This window comes from Bacillus sp. 275, assembly GCF_001999205.1.
GTDB classification, from domain to species: Bacteria; Bacillota; Bacilli; order Bacillales; family Bacillaceae; genus Bacillus; species Bacillus velezensis.
In genome coordinates this window covers 357,272-381,429 of record NZ_CP019626.1, presented here as the reverse complement: position 1 = coordinate 381,429, position 24,158 = coordinate 357,272, and the positions used below count along the sequence as shown (strand labels likewise).

The following is a 24,158-nucleotide window of genomic DNA, read 5'->3' as shown; positions in this document are numbered from 1 at the left end:
GGTTGAAAGATGAGCTTTTTTAAAAAATTAAAAGAGAAAATCACGAAACAGACAGACTCCGTCTCTGAAAAATTTAAAGATGGTCTTGAAAAAACAAGAAATTCCTTCTCAAATAAAGTGAACGAACTCGTCTCCCGCTACCGGAAAGTCGACGAGGATTTCTTCGAGGAGCTTGAGGAAGTGCTGATTGGCGCTGACGTAGGTTTTACAACCGTTATGGAGCTGATTGATGAGCTCAAAAAAGAAGTGAAGCTGAAAAACATCCAGGATCCTCAGGAAGTGCAGTCCGTCATTTCTGAAAAGCTTGTCGACATTTATAACAGCGGCGACGAACAGATTTCTGAATTAAATATTCAGGATGGGCGCCTGAACGTTATTCTGCTTGTCGGGGTAAACGGCGTCGGAAAAACGACAACGATCGGAAAACTTGCCCATAAGCTGAAGAATGAAGGCAAATCCGTTGTGCTCGCTGCCGGAGACACCTTCAGAGCCGGGGCGATTGAACAGCTTGAAGTGTGGGGGGAGCGTACAGGCGTGCCTGTCATTAAACAGGCTGCCGGAAGCGACCCTGCTGCGGTTATTTATGATGCCGTACACGCGGCTAAAGCAAGAGGAGCGGATGTGCTGATTTGTGATACGGCCGGCCGCCTTCAGAATAAAGTAAACTTAATGAAAGAGCTTGAAAAAGTCAAACGCGTCATCGAACGCGAAGTGCCTGAGGCTCCGCATGAGGTTCTCCTTGCGCTGGACGCGACGACAGGCCAAAATGCGATGGCGCAGGCGAAAGAATTCTCCAAAGCGACGAATGTGACGGGTATCGCGTTAACGAAGCTTGACGGCACCGCTAAAGGCGGTATCGTCCTGGCGATCCGCAATGAGCTTCACATCCCCGTGAAACTGGTCGGCCTCGGAGAAAAGGTTGACGATCTCCAGCGGTTTGATGCAGAATCTTACGTATACGGTCTCTTTTCTGATTTAGTTGAAAAAGCCGAGGATTAATGAATAAAAAACGAGTATAAAATGGACGGTTTTATACTCGTTTTTTTATACGCATTGATAGATCGGAATGGAGGGGGGCAATTGTTGGACAAATGGCTGAAAGCTGAATTGGAAAGTAAGATCGGCGCGATAAACCATATGTCGCTGTTGGATGAACAGGGAGGCACTTCAACCGTTCGAAAAATAGTGGCCGGCCAAGACGCATTTCTGCTGAAAAGTTCTTTTCAACAGAAGTATCGGGAATGGTTAATGAGAGAAGCCTTCGTTTTACAAAAACTGACGGAAACTCGTCGTCTGCCTGTTCCTATTTATTATGGGATGATACAGGAACAGCATGCCAGCCATATCATCATGTCATTTGAGGATGGAATCACCCTGACTTCGGCTTTAAGAAAAGCAAAAGGGGATACTGAAAAGAAAAAGCTGATCAAAAGTTTCGGCCGGTTTCTGCAACGTCTGCATGAAACCGAAATGGTCCCTGGTTTACAGCCGGAATCAGACTGGCTCGATCTGCAAATCAAACGAGCCGGGGAATATGTCAAAAAAGGACAGGCTGAAGGAAGTGCAGAGCTTTTGAAGGAATTGGACAGGTACAGGCCTGTTCCTGTTCAGCAGACAATGATTCACGGTGACTGCACGACTGATAATGTGCTGGTGAAAGACGGAGAGGTCTATCTGTTTATCGATGCTGCGGGAATATCGGCGGGAGATCCGCGATATGATGAATCATTAGCGATCAGTCATTTTGTCACAAATGAAGCATGCCTCAATGCTTTTTACGAAGGCTATTGCCGCTATCGTGTATCAAAACAAGAATTCGAGTATTTTAACGACGGTCTATATGAATTTTTTTTAAAAAACTTATTATGTAAAAAGAGCATCCTGCTTTGACAAGATAAAAACTTGACACACGCTCTGAAACCATGTAAACTAAGTTTTTGTAAAGGGATTTGACTTAACAAAGGGGAGAGCTCAAATGTCGCTCGAAAAAACGACGAGAATGAACTATTTATTTGACTTCTATCAGTCGTTGCTGACGTCAAAACAAAAGAGCTATATGTCGCTTTATTATCTGGACGATTTCTCCCTTGGTGAAATAGCCGAAGAGTATGACGTTTCAAGGCAAGCCGTTTACGATAACATCAAACGGACTGAAGCGATGCTTGAACAATATGAAGAAAAACTGCTCCTTTTTAAAAAGTTTCAGGAGCGTAAAGAAATGTTTACAAAGCTGAAAGAGCTTGCTTCCGGTTTGCAGGAAGAGGAAAAAATGACGGCTCTGATTGAAGCGCTTGAGAAATTAGATTAGGAGGCGGCAAACAATGGCATTTGAAGGATTAGCCGACCGACTGCAAAAGACGATTTCAAAAATCCGCGGAAAAGGAAAAGTCAGCGAACAAGACGTAAAAGAGATGATGCGTGAAGTTCGTCTTGCGCTTCTTGAGGCTGACGTTAACTTTAAAGTCGTAAAGGATTTTGTGAAAAAAGTAAGTGAACGGGCTGTCGGACAGGACGTTATGCAGAGTCTGACACCCGGTCAGCAGGTTATTAAAGTCGTAAAAGAAGAGCTTACCGAGCTGATGGGCGGCGAAGAAAGCAAAATTGCCGTCGCCAAACGCCCGCCGACCGTTATTATGATGGTCGGGCTCCAAGGTGCCGGTAAAACGACAACCACGGGGAAGCTTGCCAACCTGCTGCGCAAAAAACATAACCGCAAACCGTTGCTCGTGGCTGCGGATATTTACCGACCCGCCGCGATTAAACAGCTGGAAACACTGGGGAAACAGCTTGATATGCCGGTCTTTTCGCTTGGCGATCAGGTCAGCCCGCTGGAAATCGCCAGACAGGCGATTGAAAAAGCGAAGGAAGAGCATCATGATTATGTGATTTTAGATACCGCCGGACGGCTGCACATCGATCATGAACTGATGGATGAGCTCTCCGGCGTAAAGGAAGTCGCAAATCCTGAGGAAATTTTCCTTGTCGTCGACTCAATGACCGGTCAGGATGCGGTGAACGTCGCCAAAAGCTTTAATGACCAGCTCGGTTTAACGGGCGTCATTTTAACAAAGCTTGACGGGGATACCCGCGGAGGTGCGGCGCTTTCTATCCGCGCGGTCACCGAAACGCCGATTAAATTCGCCGGAATGGGAGAAAAGCTCGATGCTCTTGAAGCGTTCCATCCTGAACGGATGGCATCCCGGATTCTCGGAATGGGTGACGTGCTGACCTTGATTGAAAAAGCTCAGGCGACCGTTGATGAAGACAAAGCCAAAGAGCTTGAGCAGAAAATGAGAACGATGAGCTTCACATTGGATGATTTTCTGGAGCAGCTCGGCCAGGTCCGAAACATGGGTCCTCTTGACGAACTGCTGCAAATGATGCCCGGCGCAGGCAAAATGAAAGGCTTAAAAAACATCCAAGTCGATGAAAAACAGCTGAATCATGTGGAAGCGATCATTAAATCAATGACTGTTCTTGAAAAAGAACAGCCGGATATTATTAACGCCAGCCGGCGGAAGCGGATTGCCAAAGGAAGCGGAACATCCGTTCAGGAAGTCAACCGTCTTTTAAAGCAGTTTGAGGAAATGAAAAAAATGATGAAGCAGATGACCAACATGTCAAAAGGGAAGAAAAAAGGCTTTAAATTACCTTTTATGTAATCGGTTATACATGATAAAACCGTTGTTAAGAAAAAACACTTTACAAACACTTTTATCATTGTTAATATACTATCTTGTTGAAATATTTTCGGAGGTGCTAGTAAAATGGCAGTAAAAATTCGTTTAAAACGTATGGGAGCAAAAAAATCTCCTTTCTATCGTATTGTTGTAGCAGATTCTCGTTCACCGCGTGACGGCCGTTTCATCGAAACAGTCGGCACATACAACCCGGTTGCAAAGCCGGCTGAAGTGAAAATCAACGAAGAGCTTGCTCTTAAATGGCTTCAAACAGGAGCTAAACCTTCTGATACAGTCCGCAACTTGTTCTCAAGCCAAGGAATTATGGAAAAATTCCACAACGCTAAACAAGGCAAGTAATGACTGATCAGAACTTGGAAGATTTGATTGTCAGCATTGTGGCTCCGCTTGTCGACCATCCGGAAGACATAACGGTCACAAAGGAAGAGACTGATCAAAAGATTGCGCTGCGCTTATCTGTCAATAAGTCAGATACCGGTAAGATTATCGGAAAGCAAGGCCGGACTGCAAGAGCGATTCGAACCGTCGTTTTTGCAGCTGGCGCACAGTCTTCTAAGAAAGTTCAATTTGAAATATTTGACTGAAAAAGGGAGAGGGCCGGCACCTCCCCTTTTTTTACACGTAAAAAAGGCAAATGAACAGAAATATGTTGGAAGAGTGGGGAGTCTGGTCCTATGCAGATTATTCACAGGGTAACCGTTATGCAGGTTCTGACCGAGCAAAGCAAGGAAAAGCTTTTGGCCTCTTTTGCAGAAAAAAAGCAAACGCTTGAACGAGAATGCAGCCAGCTCTATTTTCAGCTTAGAAAACATGAAAAAGATCAGCAGAATCCCGATGTAGCGGAATCTTTTAAAAAAGCCATTGAGAAAAGACAAGACAAAATCAAAATGATCGATTTCCAAATAAGCCAGACAGAGTCGCTCCCGCTTGGAAGCGAAGTGAAGGAAAAGGAGATCGATGCGCTGCTTTCAATCAATGTCGGTGATAACTGGCATGAAAAAACAGCGGCAAATACCATCGTCATAAAAGACGGGGTAGTAATTGAAATCCGCCCGAGGTGATAATATGACAAACAGATGGTTTAATGTAGGCAAAATTGTAAATACCCACGGCATTAAAGGCGAAGTGCGGGTCATTTCTAAAACGGACTTTGCCGAAGAACGGTACAAGCCCGGCAATACGCTCTATTTGTTTGCGGAAGGGGCTGCGGAGCCAATCAAAGTAACGGTAAGCGCCCACAGGCTTCACAAGCAGTTTCACCTGCTGCAATTCAAAGAAATGCCGAGTCTCAATGAAGTCGAACACCTAAGAAACATGGTGATCAAAGTCCCTGAAGAAGACTTGGGAGAGCTTGAAGAAGATGAATTTTATTTTCATGAAATCATCGGCTGCGAGGTTGTGTCAGAAGACGGGGAACTGATCGGCACAGTGAAGGAAATCTTGACGCCCGGGGCTAATGACGTATGGGTGGTTGCAAGAAAAGGCAAAAAAGATGCGCTCATTCCGTATATTGCTTCTGTGGTAAAGGATATTAATATAAATGAGAAGAAAATTAAGATTCATGTAATGGAAGGGTTAATAGACGAATGAAAATCGACTTTTTAACACTGTTTCCCGAAATGTTTCAAGGGGTGCTCGGCTCCTCCATTCTGCAAAAAGCACAGGAAAAAGAGGCTGTCCGTTTTGACGTCATCAATTTCCGGGCTTTTTCGGATAATAAACACCAAACGGTTGATGATTACCCGTACGGCGGGGGAGCCGGAATGGTGTTAAAGCCGCAGCCTGTATTTGATGCGGTTGAAAAGCTGACAGCCGGTACGGACGCCAAGCCGCGCATTATTCTCGTCTGCCCGCAAGGTGAGCGTTATACGCAGAAGAAAGCCGAGGAGCTGGCACAAGAGGAACATCTCATGTTTATTTGCGGACATTATGAAGGGTATGATGAACGGATCCGGGAACATCTTGTCACTGATGAAATCTCCATCGGGGATTTTGTGCTGACCGGGGGAGAGCTCCCTGCCATGATGATCGCCGACAGCGTTGTCAGGCTTTTGCCGGGCGTCCTCGGAAAAGAAGCATCCCACGTGGAGGATTCCTTCAGCACGGGGCTTTTAGAGCATCCGCACTATACGAGGCCTGCAGATTATAGAGGCTTAAAAGTGCCTGAGACCCTTTTGTCGGGCAACCATGCCAAAATACAAGAATGGCGAAATAAAGAATCAATCAGAAGAACCTTTTTAAGACGTCCGGATCTTCTTGAAAACTATCCTCTCACTGATGAGCAAAGAAAATGGATTTCCGAGTGGGAAAACGAATAGATTCTATTGCGCAGGTGATGAAGATATGATAAGATACTACTTGTGGCTTAAGGAGGCTTATCCTTCAGAAGCTTGAAAACGATGTTCCGCTGTGCCTTGCAGTTGTGGCCAAGAGCATCTGTTGGAAGGAGTTGAAAACGATGCAAAAACTAATTCAAGATATCACAAAAGAACAGCTTCGCACTGATCTTCCTGCGTTCCGTCCTGGTGACACTTTACGTGTACACGTAAAAGTTGTTGAGGGTAACCGTGAGCGTATCCAGATCTTCGAAGGTGTTGTGATCAAGCGTCGTGGTGGTGGAATCAGCGAAACGTTCACAGTTCGTAAGATTTCTTACGGTGTTGGCGTTGAACGTACATTCCCTGTACACACACCAAAAATCGCGAAAATCGAAGTTGTACGTTACGGTAAAGTACGTCGCGCTAAGCTTTACTACCTGCGTGAACTTCGCGGAAAAGCGGCTCGTATTAAAGAAATCAGACGATAATGATAACGAACGAAAAGAGCTTGTTACCCGTAACAGGCTCTTTTTTTATATGAAATTTGTAAAAGCGGAACAAGCAACGTAAAATACATAAGAGATCATCGGAACATCCGGTTCCGGTAAATAAGGCAGGTGTCGAAGTCACATGACCATTCAATGGTTCCCAGGCCATATGGCTAAAGCGAGACGGGAAGTAACAGAAAAACTGAAATTAATTGATATCGTATATGAATTGGTGGATGCGAGAATCCCGATGTCATCGAGAAATCCGATGATTGAGGAGATTTTAAAAAATAAGCCGCGCATTATGCTTTTAAATAAAGCCGATAAGGCGGATGCGGCTGTGACTGCTCAGTGGAAGGACCACTTTCAGGAACAAGGCATTCCCTCTCTTTCAATAAACTCCGTTAACGGGCAGGGACTGCATCAAATCGTGCCGTCATCGAAAGAGCTGCTGAAAGATAAGTTCGATAAAATGAAAGCAAAAGGTGTCAGGCCAAGAGCAATCCGCGCATTAATCATCGGCATTCCGAATGTCGGCAAGTCTACGCTCATTAACCGGCTGGCCAAAAAAAACATTGCCAAGACGGGAGACAGGCCCGGCATTACCACTTCACAGCAGTGGGTAAAGGTAGGCAAGGAATTAGAGCTGCTCGATACACCGGGAATTTTATGGCCTAAATTTGAAGATGAGCTTGTCGGCTTGCGCCTGGCGATCACCGGGGCGATTAAAGATACGATTATCAACCTGCAGGATGTGGCCGTCTTCGGGCTGCGCTTTCTGGAAGAGCATTATCCCGACCGCTTGAAGGAGCGCTACGGACTTCAGGAAATCCCTGAGGATATCGCCGCTCTTTTCGACGCGATCGGTGAAAAACGCGGCTGTTTGATGGGCGGCGGAATGGTTGACTATGATAAAACAACGGAAGTCATCATTCGGGACATCCGGACGGAAAAATTCGGCAGACTTTCATTTGAAACACCATCAGAATAAAGACGCGCAGCGATGCGGGTCTTTATTTTTTCCGCAGAATACCGATATACATAATGTAAGGGAGAAGAGAACGTGAATACATTAACCGTAAAAAGCGTAAAAGAACGCCTGCAAGAGGTCAGGGACGAAAGCGACCCCTTCCTTGCCCAATGTGAGAAAGACCCGAGAAAAAGCGTACAGACGCTTTTAGAGCAATGGCTGAAAAAGCACGCGAAGGAAAAAGCTCTTAAAGAGCAATGGCTGAACATGACGGCATACGAAAGACTGTCATCCAAAAAGGGCTTCCGCCTGATTGCGGGTGTTGACGAAGCCGGAAGAGGGCCGCTTGCCGGACCGGTTGTCGCCGGCGCCGTCATTTTGCCGGCAGAATGCGAGATTCTCGGTCTCACGGACTCGAAGAAATTGTCGGAAAAGAAGCTCGAGGAGTATTACAGCCGGATCACGGAAGAAGCGGCGGCTGTAGGAGTCGGCATTGTCCATGCGGACGTCATTGACCGGATCAACATTTATGAGGCGGCGAGACTGGCGATGGTAAAAGCCGTCAATGCTTTAATGGAAACACCTGATTATCTGCTTGTTGATGCCATGACCCTTCCGCTTGACATTCCGCAGTCATCAGTTATAAAAGGGGATGCCAAAAGCGTGTCAATTGCCGCCGGAGCCTGCATAGCAAAAGTAACGCGGGACCGTCTCATGGCTGAGTACGCCAAAACCTACCCCATGTACGGCTTTGAAAAAAATAAAGGCTACGGAACGAAAGAACATCTTGAAGCTCTTCAGGCATACGGACCGACAACTATTCACCGAAAAACGTTCGCTCCCGTTCAATCTTATTGTTAGAAAAGAGGCTTAAGACATGAACATTAGCGGCGAAATCCAAGCGGCTTTCAGACAGCTGACGGCGGAAATCCCTCCGGACCGGCAAGACGGCGGTAAAGACAGCGGCGCTCAAAGGCTGCTGTTAGGGAAGGTTCTCCGTTTGCTGGACGATCAAAGCGCTCTTATCCAAATCGGCGGCCGGACGATGCAGGGAAAACTTGAAACCGCCCTTCGTCCGCAGGCGTATTACTGGTTTTCTTATGACAAACAGCCGGCGGAAAAAACGGGCCGGCTTCATGTCATTGACCAATTCGAAGGAAGCCCGAAAACCGTTCAGGAAGCGGCGGGAAGACTGTTAAACGCTCTTTCTGTCAAACCGGGCCCTGTGTCTCTGCAGATTGCCGAAACGTTTATGCAGCAGAAGCTGCCGATGACGGAAAACAGCCTCAAAGCTTGCATCCGCTGGGCTGAATCGCTTCCGGCCGCCGAATTGAAAAAAGCGGCGGAAACAATCGTATTTGCGCTGAAACGGGAACTGCCCGCACATCCGGAAGTCTTGTCAGCCATTCATGCCGTTAAATATCCGGTTCCGACCCGGCGCCTCCTCTCAGGACTGCTTCAGGCAATCAATCAGGCTCCGCAATCGGCAAAAGAGCTGTCTGTGCTCAAAGAGGCGGTTTCTGACGTGTTAAACGCGGAAACGGATCTTCATGCAGAACGTCTCCTGAAGAAGCTTGCCGAGACTGCACGCATGCCGCTCTCAGAAACCGGGCTGATGGATGAAGGAGAACGGACGGAATCAAAACAATCACCATTTGTCCGAGAGACTCGTGAAAACGGAAAGGCAGTCTCAAGCCAGCCTTCTCCTCCGAGTGCACGGGCAAATCCGGAACTTCCTGAAAAAACGGCAAAACAGATTATAGAGAAATTAATGACATCGGCAGAAAAAACTGAAAATCGTCCTGTAAAAGTAACGGCGGAGATCATTAAGGCTTTCATTTCTCAAGAAAAAACATTTAAAACAGCACCTGTTCTTCAAAACGCACATCTGACAGAACAGGAGGCGGCTGTTTTTGAAAAAGCCGCTCAGCTCACCGAATTGAAATATGCAGAAAAACATGATGTATTAAGCCTTTTGCAGAAAATCAAAAAAGGACTGGGCACACGTGATGAATTATCATTCATTACAGCGCTTGAAAAAGGCGTGTCTCCGCAGCCGGAGAAACAAGCGCTGAAAACAGCCCTCCAAGCCGTCCGGACGCTTCAAGAAGCGCCCCAATCCGTTAAACAAGAGGCGGAACCGCTTATTCATAAATTAAACGGCCAGCTGTTTATTGAGCAGCATAACCCTTCTTTTACGCAGATGGTGCTGTCATTTCCGCTGGGAGCGTCCGCGTATGAGAATGACATCACAGTTCTCTTTAAAGGACGGAAGAAGCCGGACGGAAAACTCGATCCGTCACATTGCAGGCTCCTGTTTTTGCTGCACCTTGAAACACTGCAAGAAACCGTTGTGGACTGCATGATTCAGCAAAATGTAATGACCATTACGGTTGAGACTGATTTTGAGCTTCAGGCGGCCATCGACCCTCTCGTACCGGCTTTAAAAGAAGCCGTAAAAGAAACGGGCTTCAGCCTGTCAGGCGTCACGGCTAAAAAACGGCGCCCGAAAGACCAGAGCGCTCTTGTGGAAGAGTTTATAGAAAAAGACGGCGGAAGAAAAGTGGATGTGAAAATATGAAAGAGCAAACGCCGTTAAGAAGAGCTGTCGCCCTGCATTACGACCGGCAGAAAGACCAAGCCCCGAAGGTTGTCGCAACAGGCAGGGGGCACGTGGCGGAAAATATTATAAAAGAAGCTGAGAAGGCGGGGGTTCCCATTCAGGAAGACAGAACCCTTGTCGAATTAATGCGCCATTTGACGGTTGACGATCAGATACCGGAGGCGCTCTATGAAACCGTTGCCGAAATTTTTTCATTTGTTTACAGACTGGACGAAACCCTGAAAAACGAAAAATAAGGACCATTCATTTCCCGGACTCCATTTAAATTTATATTTTCAATAAAATAAAAGTTAGAATGTTTGGAAGGATATAAAGATTTTGTTTTGAACCCTAGACAATTCTTCCAGTATTATATAGAATGAAAGCGCAGTCTATTTTTAGTTTTGCTACATAAGTTAGGAGGATGGGAAATGAATATCCATGAGTACCAGGGAAAAGAAGTCCTCAGAAAATACGGGGTGTCTGTTCCTGAAGGTAAAGTGGCTTTTACAGCAGAGGAAGCAGTTGAAAAAGCAGAGAGCCTGTCAAGCTCGGTTTATGTCGTAAAGGCGCAAATCCATGCTGGCGGCCGCGGCAAAGCTGGTGGGGTAAAGATTGCAAAAACAAAAGATGAAGTGAAAGAGTATGCCGAAGAACTGTTAGGCAAGACGCTCGTCACACATCAAACGGGTCCGGACGGACAAGTAATAAAACGCTTACTTATTGAAGAAGGCTGCGATATTAAAAAGGAATACTATGTCGGGCTTGTACTTGACCGCGCTACTTCAAGAATCGTTTTAATGGCGTCTGAAGAAGGCGGAACGGAGATTGAAGAAGTAGCGGAAAAAACACCTGAAAAAATTAAAAAAGCGGTAATTGATCCGGCTGTCGGCCTTCAGGGCTATCAGGCAAGGGAAATTGCATTCGCAATTAACATCCCGAAAGAGCTTGTCGGCAAAGCCGCTAAATTTATGCTCGGTTTATACAAAGCATTTGTTGAGAAGGACTGCTCCATCGCCGAGATCAACCCTCTCGTCGTTACGGGGGACGGAAACGTCATGGCGCTGGATGCTAAGCTGAACTTCGACAGCAATGCGTTATACAGACAAAAAGACATTATGGAATACAGAGATTTAGATGAAGAAGATCCGAAAGAAATCGAAGCGTCAAAATACGATTTAAGCTACATTTCCCTTGATGGAAATATCGGCTGTATGGTAAACGGCGCGGGTCTTGCAATGTCTACTATGGATATCATTAAACACTACGGCGGAGAACCTGCAAACTTCCTTGATGTCGGGGGCGGCGCAACCGCAGAAAAAGTTACGGAAGCTTTTAAAATCATTCTTTCCGATCAAAACGTAAAAGGAATTTTCGTCAATATTTTCGGAGGCATCATGAAGTGTGATGTCATCGCCGAGGGCGTTGTTGAAGCGACGAGACAAGTCGGATTGACATTGCCGCTGGTCGTGCGCCTTGAAGGGACAAACGTAGATTTAGGAAAGAAAATCCTGAATGAATCAGGCTTAAACATCACATCTGCGGAATCAATGGCAGACGGCGCACAGAAAATCGTATCCTTAGTTTAGGAAAGAATGAAAGGCAGGGGACCAGATAATGAGTGTTTTTATCAATAAAGATACAAGAGTTATTGTACAGGGGATTACAGGTTCTACCGCTTTATTTCATACAAAGCAGATGCTGGAATACGGCACGAATATCGTTGGCGGTGTAACACCTGGAAAAGGCGGAACGGAAGCGGAAGGCGTACCGGTATTCAATACGGTCGCAGAAGCGGTTCATACAACGGGCGCAGATGCGTCAGTTATTTACGTGCCGGCTCCGTTTGCGGCGGACGCAATTATGGAAGCGGTTGACGCGGAAATTGACCTTGTCATTTGTATCACTGAGCACATTCCGGTTTTGGACATGGTGAAAGTGAAGCGTTTTATGGAAGGCAAGAAAACGAGATTAATAGGGCCGAACTGCCCTGGTGTTATTACACCTGAAGAATGCAAGATCGGCATTATGCCGGGATACATTCATAAAAAGGGTCATGTAGGCGTTGTGTCCCGTTCAGGAACATTGACATACGAGGCCGTCCATCAGCTTTCAGAAGCCGGCGTAGGCCAATCTACCGCTGTAGGGATCGGCGGCGACCCGGTCAACGGCACGAACTTTATTGACGTGTTAAAAGCGTTCAACGAAGATCCTGAAACACATGCAGTCATCATGATCGGAGAAATCGGCGGCACAGCTGAAGAAGAAGCGGCTGAGTGGGTGAAAGCGAACATGACGAAGCCTGTTGTCGGCTTTATCGGCGGTAAAACCGCGCCTCCGGGAAAACGCATGGGCCATGCGGGCGCCATCATCTCCGGAGGAAAAGGCACGGCAGAAGAAAAAGTCAAAACGATGAACGCCTGCGGAATTGAAGTCGCGGAAACCCCTTCTGTAATGGGTGAAACGCTGATTAAGGTGTTAAAAGAAAAAGGCTTATTTGAAACGTGCAAAACGCACTGATCGAAGCAGGGGCAGCCGTAACGGCTGTTCCTGTTTTTGCTGAAAAAAAGAGGAGGTTTCCAGATTTGGATCAAGCATCGCGCTGTTTAATGGTCTGCAGTATTAATCAAATCATTTCCCCGTCTCTTCTATTAAAATGGTGGAAAGCTGATCATTCTCTGTCTTTTTTACCGGATCCGCATCCATTAACTGTTTTATCAGAAGGGAAAACAGCCCCGGAAGCAATTTTTCGGGAAATAGAGCGCAAGGATCCGGAACTTGATGAAGTTCTGTCCGATTACCGCCGAGAAGGCATTACTGTCATTCCGATTTCATCAAGCCGCTATCCAACATGGCTTAAAGCGATTTATGATCCGCCGGCTGTCTTGTATGCAAAAGGGAACACGCTGCTTCTTGAAAAAGGCAGAAAAATCGGGATTGTAGGAACGCGGAAACCGACGGAAGACGGAATAAAAGCGGTTGGGCATCTTTCCGCCGAACTCTCAAAAAAAGGCTGGGTCATTGTAAGCGGGCTTGCATCCGGTATAGACGGATTGTCTCATAAGGCGAGCATCAGGGCAAAAGGGCTTACGATCGGCGTGATAGCCGGCGGATTCCATCACATCTATCCCCGGAAAAATCTCCTGTTAGCAGAATACATGGCTGAACACCATCTCCTACTCTCAGAACATCCTCCTGAAACAAAGCCGAAAAAATGGCACTTTCCGATGAGAAACCGCATAATCAGCGGACTAAGTGAAGGAATTGTGGTCGTGCAGGGAAAAGAAAAAAGCGGTTCATTAATCACAGCTTACCAGGCTCTCGATCAAGGCAGAGAGGTATTTGCCGTTCCGGGTTCCATATTTAATCCATATTCCGGAGGACCTATAAAACTCATTCAAGAAGGGGCGAAAGCTGTATTATGCGCAGAGGATATTGACGGAGAGCTGACCGCCCGATGCGTTCAGTATACGGAACCCTTTTGAAATATCGTTTGACAAACGGTATTGTAATATTTAATAATAGTGAGGATTTAAAGTTGCTCATTATTTTCATGTATAAAATGACGTTCATCATAAAGAATGAAATGTTGAAAGCCATAAAAAGGCAGCTCTAAAATGAATTGATACTTGAAAAGAGAGAGAACACCTCTTGAGGGGGATGAAAATGTCTGATTATCTAGTCATCGTGGAATCGCCGGCAAAGGCGAAAACGATTGAACGTTATTTAGGGAAGAAATATAAAGTCAAAGCTTCAATGGGACATGTCCGGGATCTTCCGAAAAGTCAAATGGGAGTTGACATCGAACAGAACTTTGAACCGAAATATATTACGATCCGCGGAAAAGGCCCTGTTTTAAAAGAATTAAAAACAGCGGCAAAGAAAGCAAAAAAAGTCTATCTCGCGGCCGACCCCGACAGAGAAGGGGAAGCGATTGCATGGCATCTCGCACACAGTCTTGATCTGGATCTCAGCTCGGACTGCCGGGTCGTCTTTAATGAAATAACGAAAGACGCCATTAAAGAATCATTTAAACATCCGCGCATGATTAATATGGATCTTGTCGATGCGCAGCAGGCGCGCCGCATACTAGACAGACTCGTCGGATACAAAATCAGCCCGATTCTTTGGAAAAAAGTAAAAAAAGGCCTCAGTGCGGGCCGTGTGCAATCCGTTGCGCTCCGGCTGATCATCGACCGGGAAAAGGAAATCAACGACTTTAAACCTGAAGAGTACTGGACGATTACCGGCTCATTTTTAAAAGGAAAAGAGACGTTTGAAGCCGGATTTTTCGGGGAAAACGGCAAAAAGCTTCCTTTAAAAAGCGAAGAAGACGTAAAAGCCATCCTTGCTCAGCTGAAAGGCAATAAGTATACAGTTGACAAGGTTACGAAAAAAGAGCGCAAACGAAATCCCGCTCTGCCGTTTACAACATCCACTCTGCAGCAGGAGGCTGCCAGGAAGCTGAATTTCAGAGCGAAGAAAACGATGATGATCGCTCAGCAATTATATGAAGGAATTGATCTCGGCAAAGAAGGGACAGTCGGGCTCATCACGTATATGAGAACGGACTCAACGCGGATTTCCAATACAGCCGTTGAAGAAGCGTCAGCTTTTATTGATCAGGCGTACGGAAAAGAGTACTTAGCGGGAAAACGGAAACCGGCAAAGAAAAATGAAAACGCTCAAGATGCCCACGAAGCGATCCGCCCGACTTCGGTGCTCAGAAAACCTGCCGACTTAAAAGCGGTGCTTGGAAGAGACCAGCTCAGATTATACAAGCTGATTTGGGAGCGCTTTGTTGCAAGCCAGATGGCGCCTGCCGTCCTTGATACGATGAGCGTCGATCTCAGCAATAACGGATTGACATTCCGGGCAAACGGAAGTAAAGTCAAATTCGCCGGCTTCATGAAAGTCTATGTAGAGGGTAAAGACGATCAGCTGGAAGAAAAAGACCGCATGCTTCCGGACCTTAAAGAGGGAGACACGGTTTTATCGAAAGATATTGAGCCTGAGCAGCACTTTACTCAGCCGCCTCCGCGTTATACAGAGGCGCGCCTGGTTAAAACGCTTGAAGAACTGGGGATCGGCCGTCCTTCGACATATGCGCCGACTCTTGACACCATCCAGCGCCGCGGTTACGTGGGATTAGACAATAAACGGTTTGTGCCGACTGAGCTTGGGCAGATCGTGCTGGATCTTATCATGGAGTTTTTCCCGGAAATCATTAACGTTGAATTCACGGCTAAAATGGAAAGAGATCTTGACCATGTTGAAGATGGCCAGACAGAATGGGTTCAAATCATTGACAGCTTCTATACTGATTTCGAAAAACGCGTGAAAAAAGCGGAAGCCGAAATGAAAGAAGTGGAAATTGAACCTGAATACGCCGATGAAGATTGTGAGTTATGCGGCTCCCGGATGGTTTATAAAATGGGCCGATACGGCAAATTTATGGCGTGCTCCAATTTCCCTGACTGCCGGAATACAAAACCGATTGTCAAACAAATCGGCGTAAAATGCCCTAAGTGCCATGAAGGAAACATTGTCGAACGAAAATCAAAAAAGAAACGCATCTTTTACGGCTGTGACCGTTATCCTGAATGCGACTTCGTATCTTGGGACAAACCGATTGAACGAAAATGCCCGAAATGTGAAAATATGCTCGTAGAGAAAAAGCTTAAAAAAGGCATACAAGTCCAATGCGTCGAATGCGATTATAAGGAAGAACCACAGAAGTAGCGGTGAGCAGTGCCTTGCTCACCTTCTTTGTGTGGAAGGGACAAACAACAGGAGATGAAAAGAAATGAACCAGCAAACAGTTAATGTAATCGGAGCAGGCCTTGCCGGAAGTGAAGCGGCATGGCAGCTTGCAAAACGAGGAATTCAAGTAAAACTATACGAAATGCGGCCCGTCAGGCAGACGGCAGCCCATCATACTGATAAATTCGCCGAACTGGTATGCAGCAACTCCCTCCGTTCAAATACACTCGCCAATGCGGTAGGCGTATTAAAAGAAGAAATGCGGGCCCTTGACTCGGCAATCATTCAATCTGCTGATAAATGCTCGGTTCCGGCCGGGGGAGCGCTTGCCGTTGACCGTCATGAATTTGCGCAAAGCGTGACGGATCTCGTGAAAAACCATCCGAACGTAACGGTTCTTACTGAGGAAGTAACAGAGATTCCGGAAGGCCCGACTGTTATCGCCACCGGACCGCTTACCTCAGAATCGCTTTCACAGCAGCTGAAAGAGCTCACCGGAGAAGAGTATCTGTATTTTTATGACGCGGCGGCGCCGATTGTCGAAAAAGACAGCCTCGATATGGAGAAAGTGTACTTAAAATCCCGTTATGACAAGGGAGAAGCGGCGTACTTAAACTGCCCGATGACAGAGGAAGAATTCGACCGTTTCTATGAAGCATTGACGACGGCTGAGACGGTTCCTTTAAAAGAATTCGAGAAAGAAATCTTCTTTGAAGGCTGCATGCCGATTGAAGTCATGGCGAAAAGAGGCAAGAAAACAATGCTGTTCGGACCGATGAAACCGGTCGGACTGGAAGATCCGAAAACAGGCAAGCGCCCTTATGCAGTCGTTCAGCTCAGACAGGATGATGCGGCGGGAACGCTTTATAATATTGTAGGTTTTCAGACACATTTAAAATGGGGAGACCAAAAAGAAGTGCTTAAACTGATCCCCGGCCTTGAAAATGTTGATATCGTCAGATACGGCGTCATGCACAGAAACACATTTATCAACTCGCCGAGCCTTTTGAACCCGACATATCAATTTAAACAGCGGAACGATCTGTTTTTCGCGGGCCAAATGACCGGTGTAGAGGGTTATGTTGAATCTGCCGCTTCAGGTCTTGTAGCGGGAATCAATGCCGCCAAACTTGTGCTCGGTCAGGATCTTGTGACATTCCCGCAGGAGACGGCGATCGGAAGCATGGCTCACTACATTACGACGACAAATCAGAAGAACTTCCAGCCGATGAATGCAAACTTCGGCCTCTTAAAAGAATTGCCTGTAAAAATTAAAAACAAAAAAGAACGAAATGAAGAATACGCTAAACGCGCAATTGAGACTATTCAAACTATTTCGAAAACGATATAGCTTTTCATTGCAACTTCGATGCATTATATGATACCATTTAAAAGCCCTTCGGAGAGGGAGGTCTTCATAATGACTGAGAATGTTAACTTTTTTTTAAAGTTATTCGTTGAATATTTACAAATTGAAAAAAATTATTCACAATATACTATTGTGAATTATGTTAATTCGATTGAAGAATTTGGGATGTTTCTGCATGCTCAAAATATAAATGGAATGAAAGAAGCTGCATATCATGATGTGAGAATATTTTTGACAGAGGCTTATGAAAAAGGCCTGTCAAGAAAAACAATCAGCAAGAAAATTTCAGCTTTGAGAAGCTTCTATAAATTTTTAATGAGGGAAAAGCTTGTTGAAGAGAATCCGTTTCAGCTTGTTCATCTGCCGAAACAAGAGAAACGGATTCCGAAGTTTCTTTATGAAAAAGAACTTGAGGAACTATTCGCTGTTTCAGACAGAAGTCAGCCGTCAGGGATGCGCAATCAGGCCCTGCTTGAGCTTCTTTATGCGACCGGAATGAGGGTCAGTGAGTGCTGTACGCTCACTGTCGGCGATCTTGACCTGTTCATGGATACGGTGCTCGTTCACGGGAAAGGCAAGAAGCAGCGCTATATCCCGTTCGGCTCATATGCCCGTGATGCGCTGGAGCTGTATATCAACAGCGGAAGGCAGTGCCTGCTTGAAAAAGCAAAAGAGCCTCATGATGTGCTGTTTGTCAATCAAAGAGGCGGCCCGCTGACCGCCAGAGGAATCCGGTATATTTTAAGCGGGCTTGTAAAAAAAGCATCCGGCACTTTACATATACACCCGCATATGCTTCGGCACACGTTTGCGACTCATCTGCTGAATGAAGGGGCTGATTTAAGAAGCGTCCAGGAGCTTTTGGGCCATTCCAATCTGTCTTCTACGCAGATATACACGCATGTATCGAAGGAAATGCTGAGAAACACATATATGTCCCACCACCCGAGAGCTTTTAAAGAAAATTAAAAGGAGGCCCTTCTCATGTCATCTTTTCATGCGACAACGATTTTTGCCGTCCAGCATAACGGGAAAAGCGCTATGTCAGGAGACGGCCAGGTCACATTCGGTCAGGCTGTAGTCATGAAACATACTGCAAGAAAAGTGAGAAAGCTGTTTAACGGAAAGGTTCTGGCCGGATTTGCGGGATCTGTTGCAGACGCTTTCACACTTTTTGAAATGTTTGAGGCGAAGCTTGAAGAATACAACGGCAATTTAAAACGTGCGTCGGTTGAGCTTGCGAAAGAATGGCGCAGCGATAAAGTGCTGCGCAAGCTGGAAGCCATGCTGATTGTCATGAACCAGGATACCTTGCTTCTCGTATCGGGAACAGGTGAAGTGATTGAGCCGGATGACGGCATTTTGGCAATCGGCTCCGGCGGAAACTACGCCCTGTCAGCAGGAAGAGCGCTGAAAACCTATGCCGGAGAGAATCTGTCCGCCAAAGATATTGCAAAAGCCGCTTTGAAAATCGCGGGCGAGATTTGTGTGTACACAAACGATCAGATCATTTTGGAAGAACTTGAATAGAAAGGACTTGAGGCGCATGGAAAACAAACCGTTAACACCGAGACAAATCGTAGATCGGTTGGATCAATACATTGTAGGACAGCAGGATGCGAAAAAAGCTGTCGCCGTGGCATTAAGAAACCGCTATCGCAGAAGTCTTCTTGATGAAAAACTGAGAGACGAGATCGTTCCCAAAAACATCCTGATGATGGGCCCGACCGGGGTGGGGAAAACAGAGATCGCCAGACGGATCGCCAAGCTTACCGGTGCGCCATTTATAAAAATTGAAGCGACAAAATTTACAGAAGTCGGCTATGTAGGCAGAGATGTCGAATCAATGGTCAGAGACCTCGTTGAGACATCCGTGCGGCTCATTAAAGAAGAAAAAATCAGCGAAGTGAAAGAACAGGCTGAAGAAAATGCAAACAAACGTATAGTGCGGCTTCTCGTTCCGGGAAAGAAAAAACAAGCGGGTGTGAAAAATCCGTTTGAAATGCTTTTCGGAGGAAGCCAGGCGGCAAATGATGATGAAGCCGACCAGCAGGAAGAAGCAAGCCTTGAAGAGAAAAGAAAGCGCATGGCGCATCAGCTCGCATTGGGAGAGCTCGAAGACCATTACGTCTCCGTAGAGGTGGAAGAGCAGCAGCCGTCGATGTTTGACATGCTGCAAGGCTCCGGGATGGAGCAGATGGGCATGAATATGCAGGATGCGCTGAGCAATCTGGTGCCAAAAAAGAAAAAACGCCGCAAAATGACGGTCAGAGAAGCAAGGAAGGTTCTGACCAATGAAGAGGCAGGCAAATTAATCGATATGGATGAAGTCGGCCAAGAGGCCGTGTTAAGAGCTGAAGAGGGCGGCATTATCTTTATTGACGAAATAGATAAAATCGCAAAAAACGGAGGGGCTTCTTCCTCAGCAGATGTATCGAGAGAAGGCGTTCAAAGAGATATCCTTCCGATTGTCGAAGGATCTACCGTCGTCACGAAATACGGCTCCGTCAAAACAGATCACGTGCTGTTTATCGCAGCCGGGGCATTCCATATGGCCAAACCGTCTGATCTGATTCCGGAGCTGCAGGGCCGCTTTCCGATTCGTGTAGAATTGAGCAAGCTGACGGTAGATGATTTTGTGAAGATTCTCGTCGAACCCGATAACGCGCTGTTAAAACAATATCAGGCTTTATTGCAGACAGAAGGTATATCTCTTGAATTTTCTGACGAAGCTATTCGTAAGATCGCCGAAGTGGCTTATCATGTGAATCAGGATACGGACAACATCGGAGCGAGAAGGCTTCACACGATATTGGAACGTCTCTTGGAAGACCTGTCGTTTGAAGCGCCGGACGTGACGATGGAAAAAGTCGCCATCACGCCGCAATACGTTGAAGAAAAGCTCGGAACGATTGCAAACAACAAAGATCTAAGTCAATTTATATTGTGAAAATTTAATAAGAGGAATTCTAGGAGGATTATTTATCATGGCTTTACTACAAAAAACACGAATTATTAACAGCATGCTGCAGGCTGCGGCAGGCAAACCCGTAAACTTTAAAGAAATGGCTGAAACGCTTCGTGACGTCATTGATTCTAATATTTTCGTCGTCAGCCGCAGAGGAAAGCTTTTGGGCTACTCTATTAATCAGCAGATTGAAAATGACCGCATGAAAAAAATGCTTGAAGACCGCCAGTTCCCGGAAGAGTACACGAGAAATCTGTTCAATGTTCCGGAGACGTCTTCAAACCTTGATATCAACAGCGAATACACGGCGTTTCCTGTGGAAAACAGAGACCTGTTCCAAGCGGGCTTAACAACGATCGTGCCGATCATCGGCGGAGGAGAGAGACTGGGCACGCTCATTCTGTCCCGTCTGCAGGATCAATTTGAAGATGATGATCTCATTCTTGCTGAATACGGAGCAACCGTTGTAGGAATGGAGATTTTAAGAGAAAAAGCGGAAGAAATCGAAGAAGAGGCGCGAAGCAAAGCGGTTGTTCAAATGGCGATCAGTTCTCTGTCTTACAGTGAACTTGAAGCGATTGAGCATATCTTTGAAGAGCTTGACGGAAACGAAGGCTTGCTTGTGGCAAGTAAGATTGCGGACCGTGTCGGCATTACGCGTTCAGTAATCGTTAACGCGCTGAGAAAGCTGGAAAGCGCAGGCGTCATTGAATCCAGATCACTGGGAATGAAGGGGACGTACATTAAAGTTCTGAACAACAAATTCCTTATTGAATTGGAAAACCTTAAATCTCATTAAGACAAAAGCAGGATCCCTGAAAATGGGGGTTCTGCTTTTTTTATGGACAATAGGTGAAAAGTTGCAGTTTAAAGTTGCTTATTGGAATCTGATCTGAGATAATCCATCTTGCTGTGTGAAAAAAGGAGGAAGAAACAGAAATTGGGCTATTTTCAGTCTTATATTAAACAAATCCTTGTAGTACAAATATTCTAGGACTTAATACCTACATGCAAAATAGATATAATTGAGCACTTTTTTTTAGCCTAACTTCATAGACTTTAAGCCTGTTATTTCTTACAATAAGCATATGGTTTTACAATTCTCGACAAGGATTTTTAGGAGAAAAATATCTGAAATGGAGGTAAGTGGATTTGGACTTATTTTCTGGAACTATACAAAATCTTGAGAATGCCTTGGGGAGAGCGGACATTAAGCAAAAAGTCTTAACTAATAATATCGCCAATATAGATACACCGAACTATAAGGCAAAAAAAGTCTCTTTCCGAAATTTGTTAGATCAGGAAACATCCAATCTTGAGGCTGTAAAAACCGACTATCGGCACGTTGACTTTACGGGTTCGGGGGACGATTATTCTATCGTGTCCAGCAGTGATACATCGTACCAGCAAAACGGAAACAATGTCGATATCGACAAAGAAATGACAGATTTAGCCGAAAACCAAATTAATTATCAGGCTTTGGTTGAAAGAATGAGCGGCAAATTCAATTCTCTGAAAACCGTCTTGACAGGAGGAAAATAATGAGTGGCTTTCAAAGCTTAAATATTTCGGGTTCCGCTTTAACTGCGCAGCGTGTCCGGATGGACGTCGTATCGTCCAACCTGGCCAATATGGATACAACGAGAGCGAAGCAGGTAAATGGCGAATGGGTGCCTTACAGAAGAAAGCTGGTATCTCTCCAATCCGGAGGCGAATCATTTTCGTCCCTTTTACATTCCAAGATGAACGGAACAGGAAGCGCGGGAAGTGGCGTAAAGGTATCTGGTGTTACGGAAGACCCGTCCGCTTTTAATCTCGTTTATGATCCGGAGAATCCTGATGCGAATAAAGACGGATATGTACAAAAACCAAATGTAGATCCATTAAAGGAAATGGTGGATCTTGTCAGCAGCTCGAGATCATACGAAGCAAACGTAACTGCATTAAACGCTTCCAAAGGCATGCTTTTGAAGGCGTTAGAAATCGGAAAGTAAGGTGATGTAAGTGGTTAACGCTATTACTCCTTTTCAGCTTCAACAAACCCAAAACACTCAAAACGTAACGAATCAATTAAACCAAACTCAAAAAACTGATTCTTCAAACCAAACAAGCTTTTCGGAGCTTTTAAAAAACTCTATTGATTCGTTAAATGAGTCACAAGTAAAATCTGACCAAATAACGAACGAACTGGCTGCAGGAAAGGATGTAAACCTTGACGAGGTCATGATCGCTGCCCAAAAAGCAAATATTTCTCTGACGGCCGCTACCGAATTCCGCAATAAAGCCGTGGAAGCCTATCAGGAAATCATGAGAATGCAGATGTAGTGGTCAGATTAAAGAGAATGACTGGAATGACCGGGGGTTAACATGAATCGTACTCTAATGCAAATGAAAACCAAAACGGCAGCGTTTTGGAACAACAGATCAAAAACACAGAAGATACTCATGGTAAGCGGCTTGGCCGCATTCATTATTTTACTCATCGTCGTTATTATTTTTACTTCGTCTGAAAAGATGGTGCCTCTTTATAAAGATTTGTCCGCGGAAGAAGCGGGGAAGATTAAAGAAGAGCTCGATACGAAAAAGGTGTCTTCTGAACTTGCTGACGGCGGCACGGTCATTAAGGTTCCTGAGAGCCAAGTGGATTCGCTTAAAGTCCAGCTTGCCGCGGAAGGCCTGCCGAAAACGGGATCAATTGATTATTCGTTTTTCGGACAAAATGCGGGCTTCGGCCTGACGGATAATGAGTTTGACGTTTTAAAGGTTGAGGCGACTCAGACCGAATTGTCAAACCTGATAAATGAAATGGACGGTATTAAAAGCTCGAAGGTCATGATCAATATGCCGAAAGAAGCCGTGTTCGTCGGTGAAGATCAGCCGGCAGCGTCCGCATCAATCGTTTTGCAGATGAAACCGGGCTACTCGCTTGATCAAAACCAGATCAACGGGCTGTACCACCTCGTTTCTAAAAGTGTTCCGAACTTAAAAGAAGATAATATCGTCATAATGGATCAAAATTCTACATATTATGACAAAAGTGACAGCGGTGCAGGGTCCGTTTCTGACAGTTATGCTTCTCAGCAAGGTATTAAGTCGCAGGTCGAAAAGGACATTCAAAAACATGTTCAGTCACTGCTCGGCACAATGATGGGGCAGGATAAGGTCGTTGTTTCCGTGACGGCGGATGTTGACTTCACGAAGGAAAAACGCACTGAAGACACTGTCGAACCTGTCGATAAAGATAACATGGAAGGCATAGCGGTAAGCGCCGAAAAAGTTGCGGAAACGTATAAAGGCGACGGCGCGGCCAACGGCGGCACGGCCGGAACGGGAAGCAATGACACCGCGAACTATGCCGAGACAAACGGCGGTTCAAACAGCGGGGACTACGAAAAAAGCAGCAATAAAATCAACTATGAAGTCAACCGCATTCATAAAGAAATCGCTGAAAGCCCGTATAAAGTGCGTGATTTAGGCATTCAGGTCATGGTGGAGCCGCCTAATCCGAAAAATGCCGCTTCCTTATCAGCACAGAGACAGGCTGATATACAGAAGATTTTAGGAACGGTCGTCAGAACGTCTCTTGATAAAAACGAAACGCAAAATCAAAACCTGACAGACAATGATATCAATAATAAAATCGTTGTATCCGTTCAGCCGTTTGACGGAAAAACAAGCCTGAACACAGATTCGGCACAATCTTCAGGTCTTCCGATCTGGGTATACATTACAGGCGGCGTACTGCTTGCGGCCATTATTCTGCTTATTATTCTCCTCATCAGAAAGAAACGCTCACAAGAGGATGAATACGAAGAATATGAATATGAAACACCGCCCGAGCCGGTTCGATTGCCTGATATCAACGAAGAGAAAATTGAAACGGAAGAAACAGTCAGACGAAAACAGCTTGAAAAAATGGCTAAAGAAAAACCGGAAGACTTTGCTAAATTGCTTCGAAGCTGGCTGGACGAGGATTAGG

27 protein-coding genes are annotated in these 24,158 nt (G+C 45.7%); all 27 read left to right on the top strand.

Annotation, left to right across the window (positions count from 1 at the left end):
* Positions 1 to 9: 9 nt before the first annotated feature.
* Positions 10 to 999, top strand: coding sequence for a signal recognition particle-docking protein FtsY (gene ftsY, locus BZ167_RS01430; RefSeq protein ID WP_003154301.1), 990 nt, complete (start codon positions 10 to 12; stop codon positions 997 to 999).
* An 84-nt stretch (positions 1,000 to 1,083) separates the two neighbouring features.
* A complete protein-coding gene (locus BZ167_RS01425; protein WP_061861453.1) occupies positions 1,084 to 1,890 on the top strand; it encodes a phosphotransferase family protein in 807 nt (268 codons plus the stop codon).
* Positions 1,891 to 1,975: 85 nt separating this feature from the next.
* Positions 1,976 to 2,308 carry a putative DNA-binding protein gene (locus BZ167_RS01420; protein ID WP_003154299.1) on the top strand — a complete coding sequence of 111 codons (333 nt, stop codon included), beginning with the start codon at positions 1,976 to 1,978 and terminating at the stop codon, positions 2,306 to 2,308.
* Between the two features lie 13 nt (positions 2,309 to 2,321).
* Positions 2,322 to 3,662, top strand: coding sequence for a signal recognition particle protein (gene ffh / locus BZ167_RS01415; protein WP_061861454.1), 1,341 nt, complete (start codon positions 2,322 to 2,324; stop codon positions 3,660 to 3,662).
* A gap of 105 nt (positions 3,663 to 3,767) precedes the next feature.
* Entirely contained in the window at positions 3,768 to 4,040 is a 273-nt protein-coding gene (gene rpsP / locus BZ167_RS01410) for a 30S ribosomal protein S16 (RefSeq protein ID WP_003154296.1), read from the top strand.
* A complete protein-coding gene (locus tag BZ167_RS01405) occupies positions 4,040 to 4,285 on the top strand; it encodes a KH domain-containing protein (RefSeq protein WP_007611392.1) in 246 nt (81 codons plus the stop codon). The genes rpsP and BZ167_RS01405 overlap by 1 nt, the downstream gene beginning before the upstream one ends.
* Before the next feature lie 90 nt (positions 4,286 to 4,375).
* Positions 4,376 to 4,762: a YlqD family protein gene (locus BZ167_RS01400; RefSeq protein WP_003154291.1), complete on the top strand. Its 387-nt coding sequence runs from the start codon at positions 4,376 to 4,378 to the stop codon at positions 4,760 to 4,762.
* A gap of 4 nt (positions 4,763 to 4,766) precedes the next feature.
* Positions 4,767 to 5,291: a ribosome maturation factor RimM gene (gene rimM / locus BZ167_RS01395; protein ID WP_003154290.1), complete on the top strand. Its 525-nt coding sequence runs from the start codon at positions 4,767 to 4,769 to the stop codon at positions 5,289 to 5,291.
* Positions 5,288 to 6,019, top strand: a complete 732-nt coding sequence (gene trmD / locus BZ167_RS01390; RefSeq protein WP_060675461.1) for a tRNA (guanosine(37)-N1)-methyltransferase TrmD — start codon at positions 5,288 to 5,290, stop codon at positions 6,017 to 6,019. Before rimM ends, trmD begins: the two co-directional genes overlap by 4 nt.
* A 140-nt stretch (positions 6,020 to 6,159) precedes the next feature.
* Positions 6,160 to 6,507 (top strand): 50S ribosomal protein L19, encoded by a 348-nt coding sequence (gene rplS / locus BZ167_RS01385; protein ID WP_003154288.1) that lies wholly within the window; start codon positions 6,160 to 6,162, stop codon positions 6,505 to 6,507.
* 142 nt (positions 6,508 to 6,649) lie between these two features.
* Positions 6,650 to 7,498, top strand: coding sequence for a ribosome biogenesis GTPase YlqF (ylqF, locus tag BZ167_RS01380; RefSeq protein ID WP_007409766.1), 849 nt, complete (start codon positions 6,650 to 6,652; stop codon positions 7,496 to 7,498).
* A gap of 72 nt (positions 7,499 to 7,570) precedes the next feature.
* A complete protein-coding gene (locus BZ167_RS01375) occupies positions 7,571 to 8,338 on the top strand; it encodes a ribonuclease HII (protein ID WP_060675462.1) in 768 nt (255 codons plus the stop codon).
* Positions 8,339 to 8,354: 16 nt separating this feature from the next.
* Positions 8,355 to 10,058 carry a hypothetical protein gene (locus BZ167_RS01370; RefSeq protein WP_060675463.1) on the top strand — a complete coding sequence of 568 codons (1,704 nt, stop codon included), beginning with the start codon at positions 8,355 to 8,357 and terminating at the stop codon, positions 10,056 to 10,058.
* On the top strand, positions 10,055 to 10,336 hold the full coding sequence (locus BZ167_RS01365; RefSeq protein ID WP_007409769.1) for a FlhB-like flagellar biosynthesis protein: 282 nt from the start codon (positions 10,055 to 10,057) through the stop codon (positions 10,334 to 10,336). The genes BZ167_RS01370 and BZ167_RS01365 overlap by 4 nt, the downstream gene beginning before the upstream one ends.
* A 174-nt stretch (positions 10,337 to 10,510) precedes the next feature.
* A complete protein-coding gene (gene sucC / locus BZ167_RS01360; RefSeq protein ID WP_003154283.1) occupies positions 10,511 to 11,668 on the top strand; it encodes an ADP-forming succinate--CoA ligase subunit beta in 1,158 nt (385 codons plus the stop codon).
* A 28-nt stretch (positions 11,669 to 11,696) separates the two neighbouring features.
* Positions 11,697 to 12,599: a succinate--CoA ligase subunit alpha gene (gene sucD, locus BZ167_RS01355; protein WP_003154281.1), complete on the top strand. Its 903-nt coding sequence runs from the start codon at positions 11,697 to 11,699 to the stop codon at positions 12,597 to 12,599.
* 65 nt (positions 12,600 to 12,664) lie between these two features.
* Positions 12,665 to 13,564 (top strand): DNA-processing protein DprA, encoded by a 900-nt coding sequence (dprA, locus tag BZ167_RS01350; protein ID WP_060675464.1) that lies wholly within the window; start codon positions 12,665 to 12,667, stop codon positions 13,562 to 13,564.
* A 181-nt stretch (positions 13,565 to 13,745) separates the two neighbouring features.
* Entirely contained in the window at positions 13,746 to 15,821 is a 2,076-nt protein-coding gene (gene topA, locus BZ167_RS01345) for a type I DNA topoisomerase (RefSeq protein WP_060675465.1), read from the top strand.
* A 64-nt stretch (positions 15,822 to 15,885) separates the two neighbouring features.
* Positions 15,886 to 17,193: an FADH(2)-oxidizing methylenetetrahydrofolate--tRNA-(uracil(54)-C(5))-methyltransferase TrmFO gene (trmFO, locus tag BZ167_RS01340; RefSeq protein WP_012117550.1), complete on the top strand. Its 1,308-nt coding sequence runs from the start codon at positions 15,886 to 15,888 to the stop codon at positions 17,191 to 17,193.
* 69 nt (positions 17,194 to 17,262) lie between these two features.
* Entirely contained in the window at positions 17,263 to 18,180 is a 918-nt protein-coding gene (gene xerC, locus BZ167_RS01335; RefSeq protein ID WP_039251511.1) for a tyrosine recombinase XerC, read from the top strand.
* A 15-nt stretch (positions 18,181 to 18,195) separates the two neighbouring features.
* Positions 18,196 to 18,741, top strand: coding sequence for an ATP-dependent protease subunit HslV (gene hslV / locus BZ167_RS01330; protein ID WP_003154267.1), 546 nt, complete (start codon positions 18,196 to 18,198; stop codon positions 18,739 to 18,741).
* Between the two features lie 16 nt (positions 18,742 to 18,757).
* Positions 18,758 to 20,161 (top strand): ATP-dependent protease ATPase subunit HslU, encoded by a 1,404-nt coding sequence (gene hslU / locus BZ167_RS01325; protein ID WP_007611413.1) that lies wholly within the window; start codon positions 18,758 to 18,760, stop codon positions 20,159 to 20,161.
* 37 nt (positions 20,162 to 20,198) lie between these two features.
* Positions 20,199 to 20,978, top strand: coding sequence for a GTP-sensing pleiotropic transcriptional regulator CodY (codY, locus tag BZ167_RS01320; RefSeq protein ID WP_003154263.1), 780 nt, complete (start codon positions 20,199 to 20,201; stop codon positions 20,976 to 20,978).
* A gap of 353 nt (positions 20,979 to 21,331) precedes the next feature.
* Positions 21,332 to 21,721, top strand: a complete 390-nt coding sequence (gene flgB / locus BZ167_RS01315; RefSeq protein WP_003154260.1) for a flagellar basal body rod protein FlgB — start codon at positions 21,332 to 21,334, stop codon at positions 21,719 to 21,721.
* On the top strand, positions 21,721 to 22,173 hold the full coding sequence (gene flgC, locus BZ167_RS01310; protein ID WP_007409776.1) for a flagellar basal body rod protein FlgC: 453 nt from the start codon (positions 21,721 to 21,723) through the stop codon (positions 22,171 to 22,173). Before flgB ends, flgC begins: the two co-directional genes overlap by 1 nt.
* A 10-nt stretch (positions 22,174 to 22,183) precedes the next feature.
* Positions 22,184 to 22,504 carry a flagellar hook-basal body complex protein FliE gene (fliE, locus tag BZ167_RS01305; protein WP_007409777.1) on the top strand — a complete coding sequence of 107 codons (321 nt, stop codon included), beginning with the start codon at positions 22,184 to 22,186 and terminating at the stop codon, positions 22,502 to 22,504.
* A 42-nt stretch (positions 22,505 to 22,546) separates the two neighbouring features.
* Entirely contained in the window at positions 22,547 to 24,157 is a 1,611-nt protein-coding gene (gene fliF / locus BZ167_RS01300; protein WP_012117551.1) for a flagellar basal-body MS-ring/collar protein FliF, read from the top strand.
* Position 24,158 lies beyond the last annotated feature (1 nt).

Excerpts from the sequence above, each read along its gene's own strand:
- rpsP (WP_003154296.1), top strand. The coding sequence starts at position 3,768 with ATGGCAGTAAAAATTCGTTTAAAACGTATGGGAGCAAAAAAATCTCCT.
- ylqF (WP_007409766.1), top strand. The coding sequence starts at position 6,650 with ATGACCATTCAATGGTTCCCAGGCCATATGGCTAAAGCGAGACGGGAA.
- topA (WP_060675465.1), top strand. The coding sequence starts at position 13,746 with ATGTCTGATTATCTAGTCATCGTGGAATCGCCGGCAAAGGCGAAAACG.
- fliF (WP_012117551.1), top strand. The coding sequence starts at position 22,547 with ATGAATCGTACTCTAATGCAAATGAAAACCAAAACGGCAGCGTTTTGG.
- BZ167_RS01420 (WP_003154299.1), top strand. The coding sequence starts at position 1,976 with ATGTCGCTCGAAAAAACGACGAGAATGAACTATTTATTTGACTTCTAT.
- BZ167_RS01370 (WP_060675463.1), top strand. The coding sequence starts at position 8,355 with ATGAACATTAGCGGCGAAATCCAAGCGGCTTTCAGACAGCTGACGGCG.
- BZ167_RS01400 (WP_003154291.1), top strand. The coding sequence starts at position 4,376 with ATGCAGATTATTCACAGGGTAACCGTTATGCAGGTTCTGACCGAGCAA.
- sucD (WP_003154281.1), top strand. The coding sequence starts at position 11,697 with ATGAGTGTTTTTATCAATAAAGATACAAGAGTTATTGTACAGGGGATT.
- rimM (WP_003154290.1), top strand. The coding sequence starts at position 4,767 with ATGACAAACAGATGGTTTAATGTAGGCAAAATTGTAAATACCCACGGC.
- flgC (WP_007409776.1), top strand. The coding sequence starts at position 21,721 with ATGAGTGGCTTTCAAAGCTTAAATATTTCGGGTTCCGCTTTAACTGCG.
- ffh (WP_061861454.1), top strand. The coding sequence starts at position 2,322 with ATGGCATTTGAAGGATTAGCCGACCGACTGCAAAAGACGATTTCAAAA.
- hslV (WP_003154267.1), top strand. The coding sequence starts at position 18,196 with ATGTCATCTTTTCATGCGACAACGATTTTTGCCGTCCAGCATAACGGG.
- sucC (WP_003154283.1), top strand. The coding sequence starts at position 10,511 with ATGAATATCCATGAGTACCAGGGAAAAGAAGTCCTCAGAAAATACGGG.
- rplS (WP_003154288.1), top strand. The coding sequence starts at position 6,160 with ATGCAAAAACTAATTCAAGATATCACAAAAGAACAGCTTCGCACTGAT.
- BZ167_RS01405 (WP_007611392.1), top strand. The coding sequence starts at position 4,040 with ATGACTGATCAGAACTTGGAAGATTTGATTGTCAGCATTGTGGCTCCG.
- hslU (WP_007611413.1), top strand. The coding sequence starts at position 18,758 with ATGGAAAACAAACCGTTAACACCGAGACAAATCGTAGATCGGTTGGAT.
- xerC (WP_039251511.1), top strand. The coding sequence starts at position 17,263 with ATGACTGAGAATGTTAACTTTTTTTTAAAGTTATTCGTTGAATATTTA.
- codY (WP_003154263.1), top strand. The coding sequence starts at position 20,199 with ATGGCTTTACTACAAAAAACACGAATTATTAACAGCATGCTGCAGGCT.
- trmD (WP_060675461.1), top strand. The coding sequence starts at position 5,288 with ATGAAAATCGACTTTTTAACACTGTTTCCCGAAATGTTTCAAGGGGTG.
- trmFO (WP_012117550.1), top strand. The coding sequence starts at position 15,886 with ATGAACCAGCAAACAGTTAATGTAATCGGAGCAGGCCTTGCCGGAAGT.
- BZ167_RS01365 (WP_007409769.1), top strand. The coding sequence starts at position 10,055 with ATGAAAGAGCAAACGCCGTTAAGAAGAGCTGTCGCCCTGCATTACGAC.
- ftsY (WP_003154301.1), top strand. The coding sequence starts at position 10 with ATGAGCTTTTTTAAAAAATTAAAAGAGAAAATCACGAAACAGACAGAC.